Source organism: Nocardia sp. NPDC004573 (assembly GCF_053602135.1).
The window spans coordinates 204,405-224,966 of record NZ_JBSGDA010000007.1; the positions used below are offsets into that span (position 1 = coordinate 204,405).

The window sequence follows — 20,562 nt, forward strand, 5'->3', positions numbered from 1 at the left end:
TCTCAGCAGCGATGGTATCTTTCGGAAAGAAGGCACCTTCTTGATACCGAGGTTCCCAATGGATACTGCCTGCGCACCGCCCGTGGCCGACGGCCTGGTAGACAACTACCTCCACCACTGCCCCGCACGAGAAGTACTGACCGTCCTCGCCGACAAGTGGGTGATGCTGGTACTCGCCGTGCTGCGGGACCACGACCGGCCGATCCGGTTCAACGAGTTGCGCCGCCGCCTGGACGGCATCACGCAGAAGATGCTCACCCGGACACTGCGCGACCTGGAACGGGAGGGCATGGTGCGCCGCGCGGTCTATCCCACGGTGCCGCCCCGAGTGGAGTACTCGCTCACCGAAATGGGCGCGAGCATCGGCGCGATCACCCACGCCATGGGCGTGTGGGCCGTCGAGAACCAGGACCGGATCGTCACCGCCCGAGCGGCATTCGACGCGCGTGCGGCGGCCGCACCGCAACCGCTGCCCACCGAACTCGCACACTGACCGAATTGTCCGGCTCCACCGGCCGCGAGCCGAGTGGAGCGTCCCCGTTTCGGCCGTATCCGGCTGGGTAAGCGATCTGTGGTGGGCGTGTCCCCGATCGCAAACGGACCGCGGACCGGTTCGCTTCGAGTGGCCGAGTTGATCATGGGGACTTAAACTGTTTCCTGCCTACCACACCATTTCGAAGGGGTGGACGCCATGAGGAGCGCCATTCGGTATCTGTTCCTCGCGACCGTGATCGTGGCACTGGCCGCGTTCGGGTCGGGCGCGGCGGCAGCGACGATGATCGGAAAGCCATCGACGCCTCGAGCGGCGTCGATCGGACCGTCGAACGGCCAGGTGGTGGGCGTGGCTCATCCCGTGACCATTCGCTTCACCGCACCTGTCACCGACCGCGCCCGGACGGAACAATCCATCGACATCAGATCGACCCGCCCGTTGCCGGGCACGTTCGCGTGGACCGACGACCGCGAAGCGGTGTGGACGCCGTCCGGGTTCCTGCCCGCCGACGCCACCATCCTCGTATCGGTCGGCGGCACGCGCACGGAATTTCGCACCAACGCAGGCGTTTTCGGCGAGGCGGACATGTCGGCGCACACGTTCACGCTGACCGTCGGCGGCACGGTCGTCCGGACGATGCCCGCCTCGATGGGCAAACCGGGATACGAGACGCCGACCGGCACCTATCCGGTGCTGGAGAAGTTCCGTTCCGTCGTGTTCGACTCCCGCACCATCGGCATTCCGCTGAGCTCGCCCGAGGGCTACATCATCAACGGCGAGTTCGCCGAACGACTCACGTGGGGCGGCGTTTTCATCCACTCGGCCCCGTGGTCGGTGGATCAGCAGGGTTATGCGAATGTGAGCCACGGCTGCATCAACCTCGCGCCCGATGACGCCGAATGGGTCTATCGCACGATCGGCATCGGCGACCCGGTCGTCACGCACTGGTGAGCGGCGCCCTCCCGCGGGTAGTGTCGGCAGACGTACTCGAGGGGAGGGCCGTCGTTGCGCGAGTTCCCGATCCCGCCACCGCGTGACGCGCAGGCAGCCGAGTTCCAGAACCTCTGGGGTGCTTGGGCATTGGTCACGCCCGTCGATGTCGCCGAGATCCTCGGCGACATCGACGCTCCGTGGTGGATCGCGGGCGGCTGGGCGATCGATGCCTGGACCGGCACCCGGCGCGAGCACAGTGACGTCGACGCGTCGATGTTCCGCAGCCATCTGCCCGTTCTGCGCGCCGCTGCGCGCGGCCGCCTGCATATCTGGGCGGCGGGCTCGGACGGCATCCGCCCTGTCGACGACCGCTTGCCCGATTTGCCCGCAAGCGCCGATGGCGTCTGGCTGCGGGCCGATGCCCGCTCCCCATGGCTGATCGATATCCTGCTGAATCCCGATCGGCACGGACAATGGGTCAACCGGCGGGATCCCACCATGGTCGCGCCGCTCGACGAGGTCACCTGGATCGCGGGCGACGGCATCCGCTACCTCAAGCCGGAATTCGTACTGATCTTCAAGGCCAAGCAGGGCCGGCCGAAAGACCGCGTGGACCTGGAGCGAACCTGGCCGGAGTTGAACGCCGCCCAGCGCGCGGCGGTGCGGAATTACGTGTCCGGCCACTATCCCGAGCACGAATGGCTTCCGCTCGTTCGGTGATGCGCGCCGACGGTATCCGAGCGATGGGAACCGCCGAGATGGACGTCACGATCTGCGCGTGCGAACACTTCTCGAACCGCGTCCGCGCTCGACCGTTCGGCACATCCCCGGGTAGCTTGGTCCCGATCGGCGGAGGCCGCGAGCCGGAGTGCGACCGCGCGGCGCGTCACACGTGCGCCGGATCGACGCATCGGCCGGCGCACTCCGGGCCACGGCACGGCTCAATTGCGCACGCGGCCGGGCGTTCCGGCGTCGTGGCGATGCGGTTAATCTGACGGGGACCTGACGAAGGGTGGGGCGATGGATCGACCGGAGATGAGCGCGCGACCCGGCTATGACCGGGGCGATCCGTACAGCGCCGGGGGGCCGGGGCAGGCGCCTGCCGGTGAGGAGTACCGCGGTGAGTGGGCCGCATGGGTGGACCGGCAGCCCGCCGAGGCCCCAGCCGCCGAACCCGAGTACACGCCGCAGCCCGATCCGGACGGGTACGAGGATCGATTCGCGGGACTGATCGACCGCTCCCCCGCGCCGCGCGCGAGGCGGCGGTGGGCGGTACCCGTGCTGGGGACGCTCGGCGTCGTCGCGCTTGGCTTCGCAGCCGTCATGCAATTCGGGATCGGCGGCTCCGACCAGCAACCCGCCGCGCCGGCCCCGTCCGCCCCGGCCGCCGCCCCCGCGGCACCGGCCGCGCAGTGCCCGGCCGAACGGGTCGGCAACCGGATCCAGGGGAATGGCGCGGGCGGTTTCGATTCCGGTCCGGCGGTGATCCTCGCCTTCCAGTACGCCTACTACGTGGACCGGTCCGGCGAGCACGTCCGTGCCACCACCACCGCGGATGCCGCCGTCCAGGCCGCCGACGCCATCCAGCGCGGCATCGACAGCATCCCCTCGGGCACCACCCACTGCGTGGCGATCACTCCTGGCGCGTTCGCGGGCCAGTACCTCGTGGTGGTGACCGAATATCGGCCCGGGCAGCAACCGGTCACCTACAACCCGCAGATCGTCACCACCACCAAGGACGGCAGCCGCACGCTCATCAGCGCCATCGCCCGCGGGTGAGGCCGCTCTTCGCCGGAACCTGCGCAGAGAGCGATCAGTCGGTTTCGGCCGCGGTGACGACGTGGCGCATGAGCAGGGCCGTGGTGACCGGGCCCACGCCGCCGGGGACCGGGCTGAGTCCGGCGGCCTTGCCGCGCACCGACTCCGCCTCGACATCACCGACGATCTTGCCGTCGGGGGCCTCGTTGGTGCCGACGTCGATGACCACCGCGCCCTCCCGCACGTGCTTGCCGGAGATCAGGCCGATGCGGCCCGCCGCGGCGACGACGATGTCCGCGGTGGCGGTGACGGCGGCGAGGTCGGCCGTGCGGGAGTGGCACACCGTGACCGTCGCGTCCTTCGCCAGCAGCAGCTGGGCGAGCGGCTTCCCGACGACGTTCGAGCGGCCGACGACCGCGACGTGGCGGCCGGCCAGCGGGATCTCGTGATGTTCGAGCAGTTCCACCACGGCCTCGGAGGTGGCGGGGACGAAACCGTCCAGCCCGGCCGCCAGCAGGCCGAGCGACAACGGGCTGACGCCGTCCACGTCCTTCGACGCGACGATCGCCGAACTCACGTCGTCGAGCGTGACACCCGCCGGGAGGGGCGTCTGCAGCATGATCGCGTCGGTCGCCGGATCCGCGCCGCGCGCGGTGAGCTCGTCGCGAATCTCCGCCACGCTCGCTTCGGGGCCGAGATCGACCGTGTCGCAAGCGATGCCGAGTCGTTCGGCCGTTTTGCGCAGCGAGTTCACATACCAGGCGCTCGCTGGGTCGTCGTTCGCCACGACCAAGGCAAGGCGCGCAGCGGCACCGCCGTCGGTGAGCGCGGCGGCGCGGGCCTTGGTGTCGGCGTTGATGGCGGCGGCGAGTTCCTTGCCGGACAGCGAAACGGTATCCACGTTGACACAGCCTAACGGGCCCGGCCGCGCACACCCGGCCCCAACCCGTCCCGAATCGCGCACACGTGAAGCAACCCGTTCGCGGGTTGCCGGGTAGCCGGGACATTCGGCCGTATCGTGATTGCTGCTTGCCCCAGCTGACTGCTAGCACGTGCCATCCCGTTCCACGGCGGAAAGGTGACGACTGTAGTGATGATCTCGAGGCATTGGAAACTTCTCGTCGCGGCGTCGTTCGCCGCGTTCTCGCTCACCGGGCTCGCCGGAGTCCCCGCGTACGCGGCGCCGGAAACGGACGCGCTGTACAACTCCGCCCAGCGCCACTTCGCCGACGGCGACGACGCCGCAGGCCGCGCCGACCTGCGCAACCTGATCGGAGCAGACCCCGCGGACGCCGAAGCGCTGGCCTTGCAGGCGATCTGGTCCGACTACGCCGGTGACCTGCCCGCGCTGGTGGACGCCATGGCACGGCTGCACGTGGTCGATCCGGGCCTGGCGCAGGGCACCGACAACGTGCTCGGCGCCATCCGCGCGGCGGTGGGCACCCTGCCGAACCCGTTGCCCGCGCTGGCCGGCCCGCAGACCGGCATCGTCGTGCTCGGCTACGGCCTGCTCCCGGACGGGGCGCTGCGCCCCGAACTGGTGAACCGGCTCACCGCGGCCTGGTTGCAGTCGATCGCCGCGCCGCTGTCGCCGATCGTCGTCACCGGCGGGAATCCGCAGAACGGGATCACCGAAGCCGAGGCCATGCGGGACTGGCTGGTGGCGCACGCCGTGCCGCCCACGCGCATCCACGTGGAGAGCCGCGCGGGCTCGACCGTGCAGAATGCCCTGTTCAGCACCAGGCTGCTGCGCGATGTCGGGGCGACCAGCGCGATCGTGGTCACCTCCCCCAACCACATCCGCCGTGCCGTCGCCGATTTCATCGTCGCGGGCACCAGGGTCGTCGGCGCGACGACCTCACTCGAGCAGCTGGTCGCGCAACTCCCACCGCCCGGCCGGGCGGGCCAGCGCGGCATCTATCTCGACGCGACCCGGACTTTCCAGCTCAGCACGGCGCGCTGACCTCGCCCGACGCCGCCGGTCCCGGCCACCCGGGAAATTCATTGGCGGCATCCATCGTGCGCACGGCAGGATGGCCCGGTGACCCCACCCGCGAGTACCGATGTGGTGGCCCTGCTGCGGGCGGCGGGCTGCGTGTTCGCCGAGGACGAGGGGCGGCTGCTGGCGGCCGCCGCCGCGGAGACCGGCGTGGCCCTCGATGCGCTCGTCGCCCAGCGCGTCGCGGGCAGCCCGCTCGAGCACCTGCTCGGCTGGGCGGAATTCCACGGGCTGCGCGTCGCGGTGGCCCCCGGCGTCTTCGTACCGCGGCAGCGCACCGCGTTCCTCGTCGATCAGGCGGTCGAGTCGATCCGCGAACGCACCGGGCATCCGGTGGTGGTCGATCTGTGTTGCGGCTGCGGCGCGCTCGGCCTGGCGACGGCGCGAACCGCCGCCGACGAAGGTCGTGCGGTCACGCTGGCGGCCGCCGACATCGATCCGATCGCGGTGGAGTGCGCCCGCCGCAACCTCACCCCGCTCGGCGCGCCGGTCTACCAAGGGGATCTGTTCGATCCCTTGCCTGCGGAATTGCGCGGCTGCATCGACATCTTGCTCTGCAACACCCCCTACGTGCCCTCGGAGATGATCGCGCGGATGCCGCCGGAGGCCCGCGACCACGAACCGCGCACCGCTCTCGACGGCGGCCCGGACGGCCTGGACGTCTTCCGGCGTGTGGCTGCCGAAGCGGCCGAGTGGCTGTCCCCGGGGGGACATCTTTTCGTCGAAGTCGGCGAGGACCAGGCCCCGATCGCGCTCGCCGTGCTGGCGGAGCACGGTCTCGCAGGCCGGGTCGCGGCATCCGCCGAGCACTACGCGACCGTGGTCATCGGCACCCGCCCACGCTGACGGGCGCGCCGCTTCGCTCGGCCCGCTCGCAGGGTCCGTATGGCGCTCTACTTCTTGCGGCCGGTGAACTGATCCATCGAGTGGTAGACGCCGACCGTGTCGAGGAACAGGTCACGCAACTTGATCGGCAGCAGGCCGGAGATCGCCTTGTTCAAACGCGACGTCCAAGGCAGCACCACCAGCGGTGTGCCGTTCTTCATCTCACGCCAGGAAGTGTCGATCACCTTGTCCTGTTCGAGGATCGGGGTGAACAGGAATCCTTTCGCGCCTTCGAACATCCCGGTATTGATGTAGGTCGGGCAGACCGTGGTGACCTTCACGTGCTCGTGACCGGCCTGCTCCAGTTCGATGCGCACCGAGTCCGACCAGCCCAGCGCCGCCCACTTCGACGCGGCGTAGACGCTCATGCGCGGGTTGGACACCAGGCCCGCCGACGACGCGATCGTGAGCACCCGCGCCTCGGTGGCCCCGGCGACCATGGCGGGCAGGAACTCCAGCGTGACGTACATCGGGGCGAGCGAGTTGATCGCCATCGTCTTGTCGATGTCGGCGCGGTCCCCCGTCTCCCAGAAGTAGTTGTTGCCGCGCACGATGCCCGCGTTGTTGACCAGGATGTCGATGCCGCCGACCTGCTCGCGCACGCTCGCCGCCGCCTCGGTGATCGCCTCGGGCGAGGCCACGTCGACCACGTGGTGGTGCACGGCGCTGCCCCGGCCGGCCAGCTCGGCGGCGGTCTCCTTCAGCACGGCCTCGTTGATGTCCCACAGCACCACCGCCGCGGCGCCTTCGTCCACCGCGCGCTCGGCGAACAGCTTGCCCAAGCCCATCGCGGCTCCCGTGACCAGGACCCTCTTGCCCGCCACCGTGTCCAGTTTCATCCGTACCGCTTCCTGATCCGTGAGTCGTGCGAGTTACTTCTGCCGGAGCGCTTTCATGACGCCGAAGTACAGCGTCATCGTCTTGGCCCAGAGCGCTTCGGACATGCCGGGCAGCGGCGCGATCGGCAACACCCGCTGCACCGCGATGGTCTGGGTGTCGATGTACTTGAGCAGGCCTTCGGGACCGTGCCTGCGTCCGGTGCCGGAGATGCCGAGCCCGCCGGACGGCGCGTCGGCGCTGCCCCAGGCGGCGATGAAGCCCTCGTTGACGTTCACCGAGCCCGCCTGGATCCGCGCCGCCACCGCGCGGCCGCGGGCGGTGTCCTTGGTCCAGACGCTGGCGTTCAAGCCGTAGGCGGTGTCGTTGGCCTGCTCGACGGCTTCGTCGTCGCTGCTCACGCGATAGATCGAGACCACGGGGCCGAAGGTCTCCTCACGGTGCACCGTCATGCCCGGCCGCACCCCGGCCAGCACGGTGGGTTCGTAGAAGTACGGTCCGAGGTCCGGACGCGCGCGACCGCCCGCCAGAACCTTCGCGCCCTTGGCGACCGCGTCGTTCACGTGCGCCACCACGGTGTCCAGCTGACGCCGGAAGGTCAGCGACCCCATGTCGCTGTCGTAGTCCAGCCCGCCGCCGAGCCGGATGGCTTCGACGTGCCCGACGAATTCGGTGACGAAGCGGTCGTAGACGCTGTCGTGCACGTAGATCCGCTCCATCGACTCGCACAGCTGCCCGGCCGAGGCGAAGCAGGCGCGGATGGCGATCTTGGCGGCGCGCGAGACGTCGGCGTCGGCCAGCACCAGCAGCGGATTCTTGCCACCGAGTTCGAGCGAGTAGCCGATCAGCCGCTCCCCGGCCTGCTGGGCGATGGTCCGCCCGGTCGCGCTGGAACCGGTGTAGTCGACATAGTCGGCGCGGGCGATCACCTCGCCGCCGATCACCGAACCGCGGCCCAGCACCGCTTGCCACAGCCCGCGCGGCAATCCGGCGCGCACGGCGGCGTCGATCGCCCACAACGCGGTGAGGGCGGTCTGGTTGTCCGGTCGCGCCACCACCGCGTTGCCCGCGACGAGGGCGGGTAGCGCGTCGGAGGCGGCCAGGGCCAGCGGATAGTTCCACGGCGAGATCACCGCGACCACGCCCTTGGGCCGGTGCCGCACGTCGACCTGGGTGAGCACGGGCAGCACCCCGCGCGGCTTGCGCGTGGCCAGCAGCCGGCCGGCCACCGAGGCGTAGTACCTGGCGTTCACGGCCACGTCGCCGACTTCGTCGAAGGCGTGCGCCCGAGCCTTGCCGGTCTCGGTCTGCACGATGTCGAGGATGGTGTCCTGCTCGGCCAGCACGATGTCGTGGAAGCGGCGCAGCACCGCCACCCGCTCCCGCACCGGACGCGCCGCCCACCGGCGCTGCGCCTCGCGCGCGGTGGCGAACGCGGTCTCGATGTCGTCGGTGGAGGACTGCGGCAGGTCGGTGATCTTCGCACCGGTCGCGGGCGCGAACACCTCGACCGCGGGGGCCCCGCCCGCGACGGCGTGCGCGAGCAACGACTGCACCAGCGACGAGGGCAGCGCGTCGGCGGTGGCCGGTGGGGAGGCGGTCGTCATGGTCGGCCCTCTCGAGGACGATGGCCGCGCCGCGCGCGCCCAATTAAATGAACAGTGGTGTTAGATTAATGTCTATGTCACTGCTCGTGTCAAGCTGTTCGTCGTGGCGCACAGAACCCTCGGGGGCCGCGTTGTGAGGCGGCACCATGCAGGCTGAGCCGACGGCCGCGCGGCGTGGCAGACCGCCCCAGACGCAGGAACAGGCCGAGGAGGTTCGCGCCCGGATCGTGCTCGCGACCGCGGAAGTGTTCACCCGCACCGGTTCCCGCGGACTGAGCGTCGCGCAGATCATCGAGCAGGCTGGGTTGGCCCGGCCCACCTTCTACCGCTATTTCGCGAACGCGAACGAACCCCTGCTGGCCGTGCTCGACAGCTCCAACGACGGGTTGGTCGGCGGCATCCGCGCGGCGCTGACCGGGACCGACGAACCGGTCGAGCTGGGCATCCGGCTGATCGACGCGTACCTGGACTGGGCTCGCGGGCACGGCCCCATGCTGCGGCCGTTGTTCGCCGAGCTGCACGATCCGGGCTCGCCGGTGTCGGCCTACCGGGAGCGCGCGCTCGACGACATCCGCGACCTGGTGCGCGAGACGTTCGCCGAACTGGGCCGTCCGGTGCCGAGCCCGCTCGACCTGGACGCCGCGCTACACCTGTGCGAGTACGTGGTCTACCGGATCTCCGCGGGTACCGCCCCCGGAGCCGAACCGGACGCGGACACCGTCGCCGCGGCACGTCTGACCATGATCCGGGTGCTGCTCACGACGCTCGGCACCAGGATGGACGTGGAGTACGCGTTGACGTTGCCCACGATCTTTCCCGCCGAGCCGTGAACCGGGCCCGCCCGCGTCAGCGCGGCACGGGCGTGACGGGATGCCTGTCGCGGACCCGCTGTTCGACCCGGTGGATCAGGTCGTGCACGCGCGGGTCGCGTGCCAGCCTGCTGTCCAGCACCACGTTGACGACGCCGCGGAACAACGCGTAGGGCTCCCATTGCGGCGGCGCGATGGTGCGCGCCGCGCGGCGGGCGATGCCGTCCGCGATGGATTCCGCCGCGTCGCGCACGGTGATGCGCAGATTGAGCGGCCAGGGCAGCAACGCGCCGAGGTCGGCGCCCAGCTCGTCCTCGTCGAGAGTGCCGTGGGTCATCGCGGTGTCGACGATGCCGAAGTACGCCACGCCCGCCGTCGCGCCGACCGCGGCCAGCTCCACCCGCAACGCCCGCCCGAATTGCTCGACGGCGGCCTTGCTCACCATGTAGGGCGAACCGGCCATGCCCGGCGCGAACGCGGCCGCGGAGGAGACCACGACGACGTGCCCTTTCGCGGCGACGATGTCGTCCAGCGCGGGATGCACGGTGTTGAACACGCCGGTCACGTTGATGCCGATCACCCGGTCGAAGTCCCCGGGGTTCATCGTCCGGATGGTCGCGGGCTCGGGCACCACGCCCGCGTTGGCCACGACGACATCGATCCGCCCGAAACGTTCGCGCACGCGGGAGATGGCTTCCCGCATGCCGATTCGATCGGAGACGTCCGCGCGCACGACCAGCGCGCGCTCCCCCATCGAACGTCCGACGGCCGCGGCGGCGGCCTCGTCGATGTCGATGAGCGCCACCGAAGCGCCGGAGGCATAGAGCTTCTCGGCCAGCGCCCGGCCGATGCCGGTGCCCGCGCCGGTGATCACGACCGCCCGGTCGCGGACGTCGAGGCGGTTCTCCGCGGGCGGGGACAGCAACTGCCGCAGCAGGTCGGCGACCACGGCGTTCACCCCGCTCGCAGCCGGTAGGACTCCGGGTCGAAACGGCTTGTTCGACGGCGGTATTCGAAACTCCAGTTCGGATACAGGCCCGCGTTGCCGCCGTCGGCGGTCTGGTAGTAGCTGCGACACCCGCCGGTCAGCCAGGCGGTGTCGCGGCTGCGCTCGGTCACCTCGTCGAGGAAGGCGCGTTGCGCCTCCTCGCGCACATCGATCCGCTGGATGTTCTGCGCACGCATGGTGGTCACGGCATCGACGATATAGCGCACCTGCGCCTCGATCATATAGATGGCGGACTGATTGCCCGCCGCTCCGAACGGTCCCAGCGTGCAGAAGAAGTTCGGGAAGCCCGTCATGGCCGCACCGAGGTAGCTGCTGGGCCGCTGCCGGTACATGTCGCCGATCGAGCGCCCGCCCATCCCGTACACGCGGTCGAAAACGGCGGGCGGAACGCCGAATCCGGTGCCCCAGATGATCGTGTCCACGGGATGCTCCGCGCCGTCGGCGGTGACGATCGAGCGGGCGCGGATCTCCTGGATTCCCGCGGTCACCACCTCGACGTTCGGCCGGGTCAGCGCCGGGTAGTACGCGTCGGAGAAGATCGCCCGCTTGCAGCCGATCACATAATCCGGGGTGAGTTTGCGGCGCAGCTCCGGATCGCGGACCTGGCGCAGCAGTTGCAGCCTGCCCAGCGCCTCGTACGGATGCCGGAATCGCTTGTCCACGAAGCCGACCAGGCCGAACCCTTCGATGCCGGTGTAGTACAGGCCGCGGATGGCCTTGCCGAGCGCGGGCACCCGGCGCAGCAGCGCGCGCTCCGCGGGCAGCGTGCGCCGATCCAGCCGCGACACGATCCACGGCGCCGAACGCTGGAATACCGTCAGCTCGCCCACCACCGGCTGGATCTCGGGGATGAACTGCACGGCGGAGGCGCCCGTACCGATCACCGCGACGCGCTCGCCGGTGAGATCGTGCTCATGGTCCCAGTGCAGCGAATGGAATTGCGTTCCTTCGAAGGTTTCCGCGCCCGGCACCCGCGGGATCTGGGCCTCGCTGAACGGCCCGACGGCGGAAACGAGCACGTCCGCGGTCAGATCACCGCGACCGGTGTGAAGCCGCCACAGCGTGGCCGCGTCGTCCCAGCGCGCCTCGAGCAACTCGGCCCCGAACCGCATGTGCCGCACCACGTCGTTGCGCACCGCGACCGACCGGAGATAATCGAGAATCTCCTGCTGCGTGCCGTAGGTGCGCGACCAATTCGGATTGGGCGCGAAGGAATACGAATACAGATGCGAGGGCACATCGCAGGCGCAGCCCGGATAGGTGTTCGCCCGCCAGGTGCCACCGAGATCACCCGCGCGCTCGAGCAGCAGGAAATCGTGGATCCCCGCCTCGCGCAGCGATACCGCCAGTCCGATCCCGGCTATACCCGCACCGATCACGGCGATCGGCACGTGCTCCGGATCCGCAGCTTCGGTCATGTCTTCCTCCCACCCGCGGGCGCCGTTGCCCGCCGAGTTCACAGATCCAATTCGAGTTCGCCGCCGCGCGCCCGGGAGACGCAGGTCAGCATCGCCTCCGCGCGCTCGGATTCGAGCAGCGACCGGTCCCGGTGGTCCACCGGGCCGGCGAGCACCCGGGTCTTGCAGGTGCCGCAGAATCCCTGCTGACAGGAATAGGTCACGCCGGGCAGCACCCGCCGGATCGCGCTGAGCGCGGACTCGTCGGCGGCGACCTCCACGTCGAACCCACTGCGATGCAGCCTGATCCGGAACGGCTCGCCGTCCCGCACGGGCAGCGGCGAGAACCGCTCGGTGTGCAGCGAGGCCGTCGGCTCGTGCAGGGCGAGCACCGCACGCGCGGCCTCGGCCAGCGGCGGCGGCCCGCAGACGTACACCGCCGCGCCGGGCGGCGTCTGCTCGAAGATCATCCGCGCGTCGGGTACGCCGAACTCGTCATCCGGCCGCACCACCACGTCACCGCCGGTGTAGCGGGCCAAGTCGTACAAGAACGGCATGCGCGAGCGGGCCCGGCCCAGGTACATCAGCCGCCACGGCACTCCGGCGCGCTCGGCCGCGGCGACCATGGGCAGGATCGGGGTGATCCCGATACCGCCCGCGACGAACAGGTAGCACGGCGCCGCGACGAAGGGGAACGCGTTGCGCGGACCGCGTACGCCGAGCCGGTCACCCACCCGCAGATCCCGATGGATCTCCGCGGAGCCGCCCTCGCCGTCGGCGATGAGGCGCACTGCGATGCGATAGAACCCACGGTCGGCGGGATCGTTGGTGAGCGAATACTGACGCTGGCGACCCGAGGGCAAGAAGACGTCCAGGTGCGCGCCGGGCGTCCACGCCGGCAGCGGACCGCCCTCCGGGTGGCGCAGCCACAAGCTGACCACCCCGTCGGCCTCGTGCCCGATCCGGTCGACCACCACCTCGAAGTCGTAGCCGCTGCGCCGTACCGGACGGGGCCGTGAAAGCAGCCGCGCGGCTTCGCCTTCGACGAACAGGCGCTTGTAGGCGTCGGCCGCCGAGCCGATCAACCGCAGCGCGGCGCCGGGCTCGAACCGCTCCCCGACGGCGGTCACGCCTTCGCCGCCCGTGCCGCGGGCGACTGGGCGAGGTAGCGCAGCGCGTTGTCCATCGGGCCGAGCTGCGAGGGGTGGAAGCCCGGTCGCAGATAGCGCGGGATCTCGGTGAGGAAGGTGGTGAAGCTCGGTACCACACCGCGTACCGACGCGCTGGCCAGCTGGAGCGGCCAGAATCGTCCCTTGTGCTTCGACGGGTCCTTGTGGAACAGATAGCCGCCGGAGATGACGAACAGCACGAGCAAGCCCCCGCTCGCGATGAGCGCCTGCCTCGCCTTGCGGGCGTATCCGCCGTCGACGTGCATGTACGCGTCGTAGACGACGCTGCGGTGCTCGACCTCCTCGGCGCCGTGCCAGCGGATCAGGTCGAGCATCGCCGGATGCATGCCCTTGGCTTCGAGTTTGTCGTTGGTCAGCAGCCACTCGCCGATCACCGCGGTGTAGTGCTCCATGCCCGCGAACAGCGCCAGCCGCTCGCACAGCCACTCCCGCTTGGCCCGCCCGCTCAGTCCGTGGTCGCCGAGGACCCGGTCGACCAGCCAGGTCACGCGGTCGACCATCGGTCCGACGTCGAGACCGAGCCGCTGCAGTTGCTCGCGCGCCTTCTCGTGCGAACTGGCGTGCATGGATTCCTGGCCGACGAAGCCGCGGACTTCTTCGCGTAGCCGCTCGTCCTCGATCAGCGGTAGCGCTTCGGCCAGCGCCTGCGCCATCGCGCGCTCGCCTTCGGGCAGCACCAGGTGCATCACATTGATTATGTGGGTGGCCATCGCCTCGCCGGGGATGTAATGCATCGGCACCGTGGCGAAGTCGAACTCCACGGCTCGCGCGTTGATGGCGTGAGTCTGGTCGGCATATGCGGCAGAGCCCATCTCGCACCCCTCGTAGTCGATCGGTGTCTTCGCAATGTATTGGTGACATCACATGCTGTCAACATCACATGATGTCAATTCGATCGCTATGAGAGGATGGCGCCATGGACGAAGCCGACGGGTCGATTCCGGGCATGCGCCGCTGGCGCGGGCAATCCCCCGCCGATCGCGTCGCCGCCCGCCGGGAGCAGTTGATCGAGGCGTGCACGGAGCTGATGTCGTCCGTCGGCGCCGCCGAGACGTCCATGCGCGGAGTCTGCCGCCAGGCCGGACTGACCGAGCGATACTTCTACGAGAGCTTCCAGAACCTGGACACGCTGCTGACGACGGTACTGGACACGGTGGTCCTCGGCGCGCGCGACCGACTGCTCGACGAGTTGCCCAACGCGCCCATCGAACGAGACGCGATGTTCCGCCACATGGTCGCCGTCTTCAGCGACTATCTGCTGGAGGATCGCCGCCGCGGGCGGATCATGTTCATCGAGTCGCAGGCCACTCCGGTGCTGATGCCACGCGCCAACGAACTCATCGGCTTGTTCACCGCGCCGATCGCGCTGACCATCAGCGCGGGCGACTACACCCAACCGGTCCCCGACGAGCACGACTACGCGCTGAACGCCAGCGCCATCTTCGGCGCGCTGGCCTACCTCTATCGCCCCTGGCTCGACGGCGAGATCCCGGTATCGCGGGAACGTTTCGACGCGCACGCCGCCGACGTCATCGAGCGGATCGCCACGGCGCGCTCGTCGCTGAGCACCGAGGCCTAGTCGCGGGCGCCTGCTCGAACCGCATGACCCGGTCCGCGATCCGGCCGTAACGCAAGGTGACCAGATCGCGCAGTAGTTCATGCGCAGTCGCCACGGCGCCCGATCACCCTTGCACCGGAAACAGGTTCGCGGCGCGCCGACCAGAGGTTATCGGCGTCGACCATTCCGCGCCGACCACCCGATGGCGGAAGCGGATCCCGCGCTCGATGCCGTCTTCCGCCGCGGTCTCGCGCAGACAGGCGAGGATGTCATCTCCCTGGGCGATCAACTCCTCGCCCAGCCACGGCTCGAACCGGTAGCCGAGGGTGTACATATCGGAGTCGGAGCGAATGCCGGGGTAGCGGAGCAGGTCCCACCTACCGCCCAGGGCGGCCCGGCTCTCCAGGAGCAGGTAGGTCCGCTGGGGCAACGACCGGCTCAGATGACAGGCCGCGCCGATGCCCGAGAGACCGGCGCCGACGATGAGGACGTCGACATGCTCCACACCGGTCGCCACAACCTCTTCCTTCGATCGCCGACGAACGTCCGGGCACACCGCAGGCGCTGCACCCGCCTGCACTGAGCCTGTCGGGCCAGGTAAAAGGTTCGAGACACGCATCGGAGACGAGCCATCCTGGTTGCGTGTTCCCTTACGCCGCAACAGTGTTCGTCCAGCGCACAGGAGGGACACAGGCGCGATACCGACCGGTCACACGCTCCCCGAGCGTAGTGAACTCACTCACATCCACCGAGGGAGCCGCCCCGGCGACCACTCAGGAATTGCCACCATCCGGCAATAGCCGATCGGTTGCAGTTCCGAAAGCGTCGCATTCGCCCCCCGGACCCCTCCACCCGGCCGGGAACCCGAAAAGCGGCGACAAACCGAAACGGGGAATCACATCGCAATACTGCGAACGCCATAGCCAGCCGATCACCAGTTGGTGATACCTCACGAAACAGGTACTTCCGGAGGTGATTTCCGTCTCAGGCGCACAGCCCGCAAGCGCCATAGCCATTTGTTGTTACTGTCGGGTAGTGTTCAATGCACCGACGATCAGAGTCGATCCGGAACCGTATCTCTCAACGATTTCAGGAGCGCTCGTGTCTCCCCATTCTCGTTTCGAAGCCATCGGCGCATATCTGCCCTCGAATGTGGTTACCACCGAGGAGTTGCTGTCCCGAATGAAGGAGCCCCCTTCGTTCGATCTGGAGAAAATCACCGGCGTCCACGAGCGCCGGGTACGCGACACTCGACCGGAAAGTTACGAAGACTCGTTCACGCTGGCCATGAAGGCTGTCGAGGACTGTCTGTCCAGGTCACAGTACGGTCCAGAAGATATTGACGTGATCATCTCCACCTCGATCTCGCGAGGCAAGCATGGCACCCGCATGTATATGGAGCCTTCGTTCGCGATGTCGATAAGCCGTCTCATCGGCGCTAAGAACGCCATTGCGTTCGATATTTCCAACGCATGCGCCGGAATGCTCACCGGCACCTACATCCTGGACCGGATGATCCGATCCGGAGCTGTCCGGAACGGACTCGTGGTCAGTGGCGAGGCGATTACCGAAATTGCCGACACCGCGGTCCGTGAGATTTCCGAGAAATACGATCCGCAGTTCGCGGCGCTGACCGTCGGCGACTCCGGATGTGCGATCGTGCTGGACGAGGCCATCGATGAAAACGATGTCATCCACTACATCGAGATGATGACCGCCGCGGAATACTCGCACCTGTGCCTCGGCATGCCGAGCGACAAATCCCAGGGCGTCGCGATGTACACCGACAACCGCAGGATGCACAACGAGGACCGCTTCCTGCTCGGCACCAATACCCAGCGCAAATTCCTCGAGGCGCGGGGCAAGACCTTCGCCGACGAGAAGTTCGACTACGTCATCCATCACCAGTTCGGCGCCGCCGCCATTCCGTGGATGAACGCCATCGCCGAACGGGAGTTCGGCAGCCCGATGCCGCCGGATCTGCGGGTCATCGAGAAGTACGGAAACACTTCCACCACTTCGCATTTCATCGTCCTGCACGATCAGCTCAGCGAGCAGAACATTCCCGCGGGGTCGAAGCTGCTGCTGGTACCCGCTGCCTCCGGCATCGTCACCGGGTTCGTGTCCACCACCATCTCGTCGCTGAAAGTCTGAGGTCGGTCATGAGCGTGCGCATCAAGTCCACCGCCATCAGCCGGTCCGACGACACCTACAGCATCGTCGAGCACACCGCCCGCGCCGCCAGGCAGAGTCTGGAGCGCGCCGGAATCCGTTCCGATCAGGTAGGCCTACTGATCAACACGGGCATCTTCCGCGACTCGAATACCGTCGAACCGGCGGTGTCGGCGCTGATCCAGAAGGCGGCCGGGATCGGCTTGGAATACGCCAAAGACGACCCGAGGACCTTCTCGTTCGATCTGATGAACGGGGCGGTCAGTGTCCTCAACGCGGTCCAGGTGGCCACCTCGGTCCTGGAGACCGGTAGCGCCGAGCACGTGCTGATCGTGTCCGGCGACACTCATCCGTCGATGACCCGCTCGGTCGCCGACGACGAGTTCCCCTACTCCACCTGCGGCGCGGCGCTGCTGCTCGAGCGCACCGACGAACCGGAAGGCTTCGGCACGGTGCATACCGTGAAGGGCGAGGGCACGCCGGCGGTCGAGGGATATCTCGACATCTCGACGATGGGCGCCCGCGGCCGCGATCTGATCACCGTGGAGCGGGAGCCCGGTTTCGAGGACCGCCTGCTGGAGGTGGCTTTCGACGCAGCGCGCCAAGCGCTCGCCGGGTCGGACCACGCCGCGCTGAGCGAGATCGCGTTGATCGCGTCGACGCCGAGCCCGGAGTTCCCGAAGAAGCTGGCCGCCGCCCTAGGCATCGACCAGCGTTCGGTCCGCGTTCCGGATCTGCGGGATGGCGACCCGCACACCGCGGCGCTCACCGCGGCGTACGACTCGGCGATCACGGACGATGGCCTCGCCGAGTACCGGCAGGTGCTGTTCGTCGCGGCGGGCGCGGGTCCGGCGGCCGCGGCGGTGCTGTACCGGTTGCCCGTGTTCGCCGGGGCGCCTGCGTGACAACGGGAACATACCGGCAGGCCATCGATCGGTTTCGTGCGGTCGTCCGCACCGATCCCAACCGTGTGGCGGTTCGCTACGCGCACGGGGTCGACCCCGATGGCCTGCCGGCCTACCGGCATCTCACGTATCGCGAACTGGGTCTGTGGTCGGAAACGATCGCTGGACGACTGTCCGCGGCGGGTGTCGGCTCCGGAACGCGCACGATCGTGCTGGTGCTACCGAGCCCGGAGCTGTACGCGATCATGTTCGGGCTGCTCCAGATCGGGGCGGTGCCGGTGGTGATCGACCCGGGCATGGGCGTGCGGAAGATGTTGCGCTGCCTGCGCGCCGTGGATGCCGAGGCGTTCATCGGCATCCCGCAGGCGCACGCGCTGCGGGTGCTGTTCCGGCCCAGTCTCCGCACTGTCCGTACCGCGGTCACGGTCGGCAGACGGTGGTTCTGGCGGGGCGAATCGCTGCGGGCATGGGGCCGGACACCGACGGGTCCGGTCCGGCCCCGCCGCCCGGCCACCGACGAGGACCTGTCGCTGATCGCGTTCACCACCGGCAGCACGGGACCGGCCAAAGCCGTGCAGATGACGTACGGAAACCTGGCCGCGATGGTGGACCAGGTGCACATGGCGCGCGGGGAGATCACGCCGGAGGCCTCGCTGATCACCCTTCCCCTGGTCGGCGTGCTCGACCTGCTGCTCGGCTCGCGATGTGTGCTGCCGCCGCTGATCCCGAGCAAGGTCGGCGCGACCGATCCCGCGCACGTGGTCGACGCGATCCAGAAGTTCGGCGTGCGAACCATGTTCGCCTCCCCCGCCGTGCTGATCCCGCTGCTCGAGCACCTGCGTGCGCACCCGGTCGCGCTGACCTCGCTGGAGAGTATCTATTCCGGCGGGGCTCCGGTACCGGACTGGTGCATCGCGGGACTGCGCGAGGTGCTCGACGAGGACACGAAGGTCGTCACCGGGTACGGATCCACCGAAGCACTGCCGATGTCCACCATCGAATCCCGCGAACTGCTGGACGGACCTGTCGAGCGGGCACACCACGGCGAGGGCACCTGCGTCGGCAGGCCCGCCTACCAGGTGCAGGCGCGGATCGTGGCGATCACCGACGAGTCGATTCCGACCATGGCTCGGGCCGAGGAACTGGCCGGTGAGCTGGAAACCACCCGCGGCATCGGCGAACTCGTCGTCGCGGGGCCGAACGTCAGCACCAGGTACTACTGGCCGGAGCAGGCGAACACGCTGGGCAAGATCGTCGACGGCGATCGGATCTGGCACCGCACCGGCGATCTCGCGTGGATCGATGAGCAGGGCCGGATCTGGTTCTGCGGACGCAAGAGCCAGCGAGTGATCACCGCGCACGGACCGATGTTCACCGTTCAGGTCGAGCAGGTGTTCAACGTCGTCGCGGGCGTGGCCCGTACCGCTCTGGTCGGGGTCGGCCCACGTGGGGCGCAGCGGCCGGTGCTCTGCGTCGAAGTGGAGCCGGGCGCCGACCCGGACATTGTCGAACCCGCGCTGCGGGCCCACGGCGCACGGTTCGACCTCACCAGGACGATCGCCGACTTCCTGGTCCATCCGTCCTTCCCGGTCGATATCCGGCACAACGCCAAGATCGGGCGCGAACGACTCGCGGTGTGGGCCGCCGAACGGCTCGGAACGGACGCATAACAAATGAAAACGATCGTATTTCGGGCGATTCCCGTCATCGGGTGGCTGTATTTGGCCGGCGGAGCGCTGGCCGCGGCAACCGACCGTGTCCCGGACAGCCGGCTTCTGCGCACGGTGTGGTGGATCGACGCGTTCCTCAGCATCGTTGTGCACGCGGCCCAGATTCCGGCGGCGCTGCGTGCCGCCGAGGGCTCGGGCCGCGACCGGTGGGAGACCGCGGTGTTGACGCAGATCTTCGGCTTGACCTGGTGGCGGACCCAGCCCGGCAAGGAGAGAGTGCAATGAGCAAAATACTGGTAACCGGCGCGTCCGGGTTTCTGGGCGGGGCGCTGGTGCGCAGGCTCGTACGCGACGGCGAGCACGACGTGTCGATCCTGGTGCGCCGCACCAGCAACCTGGCCGACCTGCGCGACGACATCGACAAGATCGAGCTGATCTACGGCGATCTGACCGACCCCGCCTCGCTCGAGGAGGCGACCCGCGGCGTCGACATCGTGTTCCACAGCGCGGCGCGGGTGGACGAGCGTGGCACCAGGGAACAGTTCTGGAACGAGAACGTCCGGGCCACCGAACGGCTGCTCGATGCGGCCCGCCGAGGCGGAGCAGGACGGTTCGTGTTCATCTCCAGCCCGAGCGCGATGATGGACTACTACGGCGGCGACCAGGTCGACGTCGATGAATCGGTGCCGTATCCGCGGCGCTACCTGAACCTGTACTCGGAGACCAAGGCCGCGGCCGAACGAGCCGTCCTGGCCGCCGACGGCCCGGGATTCCGCACCTGTGCCCTGCGCCCACGGGCGATCTGGGGCGCGGGCGACCGGTCCGGTCCGATCGTGCGGATGCTCGGCCGCGCCGGTATGGGGAAGTTGCCGGACCTGTCCTTCGGACGCACCGTCTACGCCTCGCTCTGCCACGTCGACAACATCGTCGACGCCTGTGTGAAGGCGGCGGGCTCGGACGCGGTGGGCGGCAAGGCGTATTTCGTCGCCGATGCCGAGAAGACGGATGTCTGGGGCTTCCTCGGTGAGGTCGCCACCCGGCTCGGATACCGGCCCCCGACCCGGAAACCCAACCCCACGGTGATCAACGCTGCGGTCCGGGTCGTCGAGACGATTTGGCGCATCCCCGCCGTCGCGACCCGCTGGTCGCCTCCGCTGTCGCGCTATGCCGTCGCGCTGCTGTCCCGCAGCGCCACCTACGACACCACCGCCGCCACAAGAGATTTCGGCTACCGGCCGGTCGTGGACCGCGACCGCGGACTGGCCGACCTCCTGGCGTGGCTGGAAACCCAGGGCGGAGCGGTCGAGCTCACCCGGAATCTGCGCTGAACACCCCACCGG

The 20,562-nt window shown here is 68.8% G+C and carries 20 protein-coding genes and 1 pseudogene; 13 read left to right on the forward strand and 8 right to left on the reverse strand.

The genetic code is table 11. The annotated features are described in order from the left end of the window. Window positions 1-58 precede the first annotated feature (58 nt). The 4 genes from ACWEKR_RS14305 to ACWEKR_RS14320 all read left to right on the forward strand — a co-directional run bounded on the left by ACWEKR_RS14305 (window position 59) and on the right by ACWEKR_RS14320 (window position 3,205). Window positions 59-493, forward strand: a complete 435-nt coding sequence (locus tag ACWEKR_RS14305) for a winged helix-turn-helix transcriptional regulator (protein WP_452354834.1) — start codon at window positions 59-61, stop codon at window positions 491-493. Between the two features lie 198 nt (window positions 494-691). Then, window positions 692-1,444 carry a L,D-transpeptidase gene (locus ACWEKR_RS14310; protein WP_452354835.1) on the forward strand — a complete coding sequence of 251 codons (753 nt, stop codon included), beginning with the start codon at window positions 692-694 and terminating at the stop codon, window positions 1,442-1,444. Window positions 1,445-1,498: 54 nt separating this feature from the next. Further along, complete coding sequence (locus ACWEKR_RS14315; RefSeq protein ID WP_452354836.1) at window positions 1,499-2,146, forward strand: nucleotidyltransferase domain-containing protein; 648 nt, start codon at window positions 1,499-1,501, stop codon at window positions 2,144-2,146. 315 nt (window positions 2,147-2,461) lie between these two features. Continuing rightward, complete coding sequence (locus tag ACWEKR_RS14320; protein ID WP_452354837.1) at window positions 2,462-3,205, forward strand: hypothetical protein; 744 nt, start codon at window positions 2,462-2,464, stop codon at window positions 3,203-3,205. 34 nt (window positions 3,206-3,239) lie between these two features. On the opposite strand, the gene ACWEKR_RS14325 is transcribed toward ACWEKR_RS14320, so the two are convergent. After that, the gene (locus tag ACWEKR_RS14325; protein WP_452354838.1) at window positions 3,240-4,085 is read right to left on the reverse strand and encodes a bifunctional 5,10-methylenetetrahydrofolate dehydrogenase/5,10-methenyltetrahydrofolate cyclohydrolase; all 846 of its coding nucleotides are present in this window, start codon (window positions 4,083-4,085) and stop codon (window positions 3,240-3,242) included. A 192-nt stretch (window positions 4,086-4,277) separates the two neighbouring features. Between ACWEKR_RS14325 and ACWEKR_RS14330 the strand changes: the two genes are divergently transcribed. Both ACWEKR_RS14330 and ACWEKR_RS14335 read left to right on the forward strand, forming a co-directional pair. Further along, window positions 4,278-5,147 carry a YdcF family protein gene (locus ACWEKR_RS14330; RefSeq protein WP_452354839.1) on the forward strand — a complete coding sequence of 290 codons (870 nt, stop codon included), beginning with the start codon at window positions 4,278-4,280 and terminating at the stop codon, window positions 5,145-5,147. Window positions 5,148-5,225: 78 nt separating this feature from the next. Next, on the forward strand, window positions 5,226-6,029 hold the full coding sequence (locus ACWEKR_RS14335) for a putative protein N(5)-glutamine methyltransferase (protein WP_452354840.1): 804 nt from the start codon (window positions 5,226-5,228) through the stop codon (window positions 6,027-6,029). 47 nt (window positions 6,030-6,076) lie between these two features. Here the strand turns inward: ACWEKR_RS14335 and ACWEKR_RS14340 are convergent, their stop codons facing one another. Both ACWEKR_RS14340 and ACWEKR_RS14345 read right to left on the reverse strand, forming a co-directional pair. Further along, on the reverse strand, window positions 6,077-6,907 hold the full coding sequence (locus ACWEKR_RS14340; protein ID WP_452354841.1) for an SDR family NAD(P)-dependent oxidoreductase: 831 nt from the start codon (window positions 6,905-6,907) through the stop codon (window positions 6,077-6,079). Window positions 6,908-6,940: 33 nt separating this feature from the next. After that, window positions 6,941-8,512, reverse strand: a complete 1,572-nt coding sequence (locus ACWEKR_RS14345; protein ID WP_452354842.1) for a succinic semialdehyde dehydrogenase — start codon at window positions 8,510-8,512, stop codon at window positions 6,941-6,943. A 146-nt stretch (window positions 8,513-8,658) separates the two neighbouring features. Between ACWEKR_RS14345 and ACWEKR_RS14350 the strand changes: the two genes are divergently transcribed. Continuing rightward, on the forward strand, window positions 8,659-9,342 hold the full coding sequence (locus ACWEKR_RS14350) for a TetR/AcrR family transcriptional regulator (RefSeq protein ID WP_452354843.1): 684 nt from the start codon (window positions 8,659-8,661) through the stop codon (window positions 9,340-9,342). Window positions 9,343-9,358: 16 nt separating this feature from the next. Here the strand turns inward: ACWEKR_RS14350 and ACWEKR_RS14355 are convergent, their stop codons facing one another. The 4 genes from ACWEKR_RS14355 to ACWEKR_RS14370 are packed head-to-tail and all read right to left on the reverse strand — an operon-like array spanning window position 9,359 to window position 13,729. Continuing rightward, entirely contained in the window at window positions 9,359-10,270 is a 912-nt protein-coding gene (locus ACWEKR_RS14355; protein WP_452354918.1) for a short-chain dehydrogenase/reductase, read from the reverse strand. Window positions 10,271-10,275: 5 nt separating this feature from the next. After that, on the reverse strand, window positions 10,276-11,748 hold the full coding sequence (locus tag ACWEKR_RS14360; protein WP_452354844.1) for a flavin-containing monooxygenase: 1,473 nt from the start codon (window positions 11,746-11,748) through the stop codon (window positions 10,276-10,278). A 38-nt stretch (window positions 11,749-11,786) separates the two neighbouring features. Beyond that, window positions 11,787-12,857, reverse strand: coding sequence for a PDR/VanB family oxidoreductase (locus ACWEKR_RS14365; protein WP_452354845.1), 1,071 nt, complete (start codon window positions 12,855-12,857; stop codon window positions 11,787-11,789). Beyond that, the gene (locus tag ACWEKR_RS14370; protein WP_452354846.1) at window positions 12,854-13,729 is read right to left on the reverse strand and encodes a metal-dependent hydrolase; all 876 of its coding nucleotides are present in this window, start codon (window positions 13,727-13,729) and stop codon (window positions 12,854-12,856) included. Before ACWEKR_RS14370 ends, ACWEKR_RS14365 begins: the two co-directional genes overlap by 4 nt. A 104-nt stretch (window positions 13,730-13,833) precedes the next feature. On the opposite strand from ACWEKR_RS14370, the gene ACWEKR_RS14375 reads away from it, so the two are divergent. After that, a complete protein-coding gene (locus tag ACWEKR_RS14375) occupies window positions 13,834-14,496 on the forward strand; it encodes a TetR/AcrR family transcriptional regulator (RefSeq protein ID WP_452354847.1) in 663 nt (220 codons plus the stop codon). A 154-nt stretch (window positions 14,497-14,650) separates the two neighbouring features. On the opposite strand, the pseudogene ACWEKR_RS14380 reads toward ACWEKR_RS14375, so the two are convergent. Continuing rightward, a pseudogene (locus tag ACWEKR_RS14380) lies at window positions 14,651-14,992 on the reverse strand (NAD(P)-binding protein); the annotation flags it as partial. Window positions 14,993-15,576: 584 nt separating this feature from the next. Between ACWEKR_RS14380 and ACWEKR_RS14385 the strand changes: the two are divergent. Genes ACWEKR_RS14385 through ACWEKR_RS14405 form a run of 5 tightly spaced genes read left to right on the forward strand, consistent with a single transcriptional unit; the run spans window position 15,577 to window position 20,550 of the window. Continuing rightward, entirely contained in the window at window positions 15,577-16,629 is a 1,053-nt protein-coding gene (locus tag ACWEKR_RS14385) for a 3-oxoacyl-ACP synthase III family protein (RefSeq protein WP_452354919.1), read from the forward strand. Between the two features lie 8 nt (window positions 16,630-16,637). Further along, a complete protein-coding gene (locus ACWEKR_RS14390) occupies window positions 16,638-17,552 on the forward strand; it encodes a hypothetical protein (RefSeq protein ID WP_452354848.1) in 915 nt (304 codons plus the stop codon). Beyond that, window positions 17,549-19,222, forward strand: coding sequence for a fatty acid CoA ligase family protein (locus ACWEKR_RS14395; protein WP_452354849.1), 1,674 nt, complete (start codon window positions 17,549-17,551; stop codon window positions 19,220-19,222). Before ACWEKR_RS14390 ends, ACWEKR_RS14395 begins: the two co-directional genes overlap by 4 nt. A gap of 3 nt (window positions 19,223-19,225) precedes the next feature. After that, window positions 19,226-19,507, forward strand: coding sequence for a hypothetical protein (locus ACWEKR_RS14400; RefSeq protein WP_452354850.1), 282 nt, complete (start codon window positions 19,226-19,228; stop codon window positions 19,505-19,507). Then, window positions 19,504-20,550: an NAD-dependent epimerase/dehydratase family protein gene (locus tag ACWEKR_RS14405; protein ID WP_195083422.1), complete on the forward strand. Its 1,047-nt coding sequence runs from the start codon at window positions 19,504-19,506 to the stop codon at window positions 20,548-20,550. The genes ACWEKR_RS14400 and ACWEKR_RS14405 overlap by 4 nt, the downstream gene beginning before the upstream one ends. Window positions 20,551-20,562: the final 12 nt, after the last annotated feature.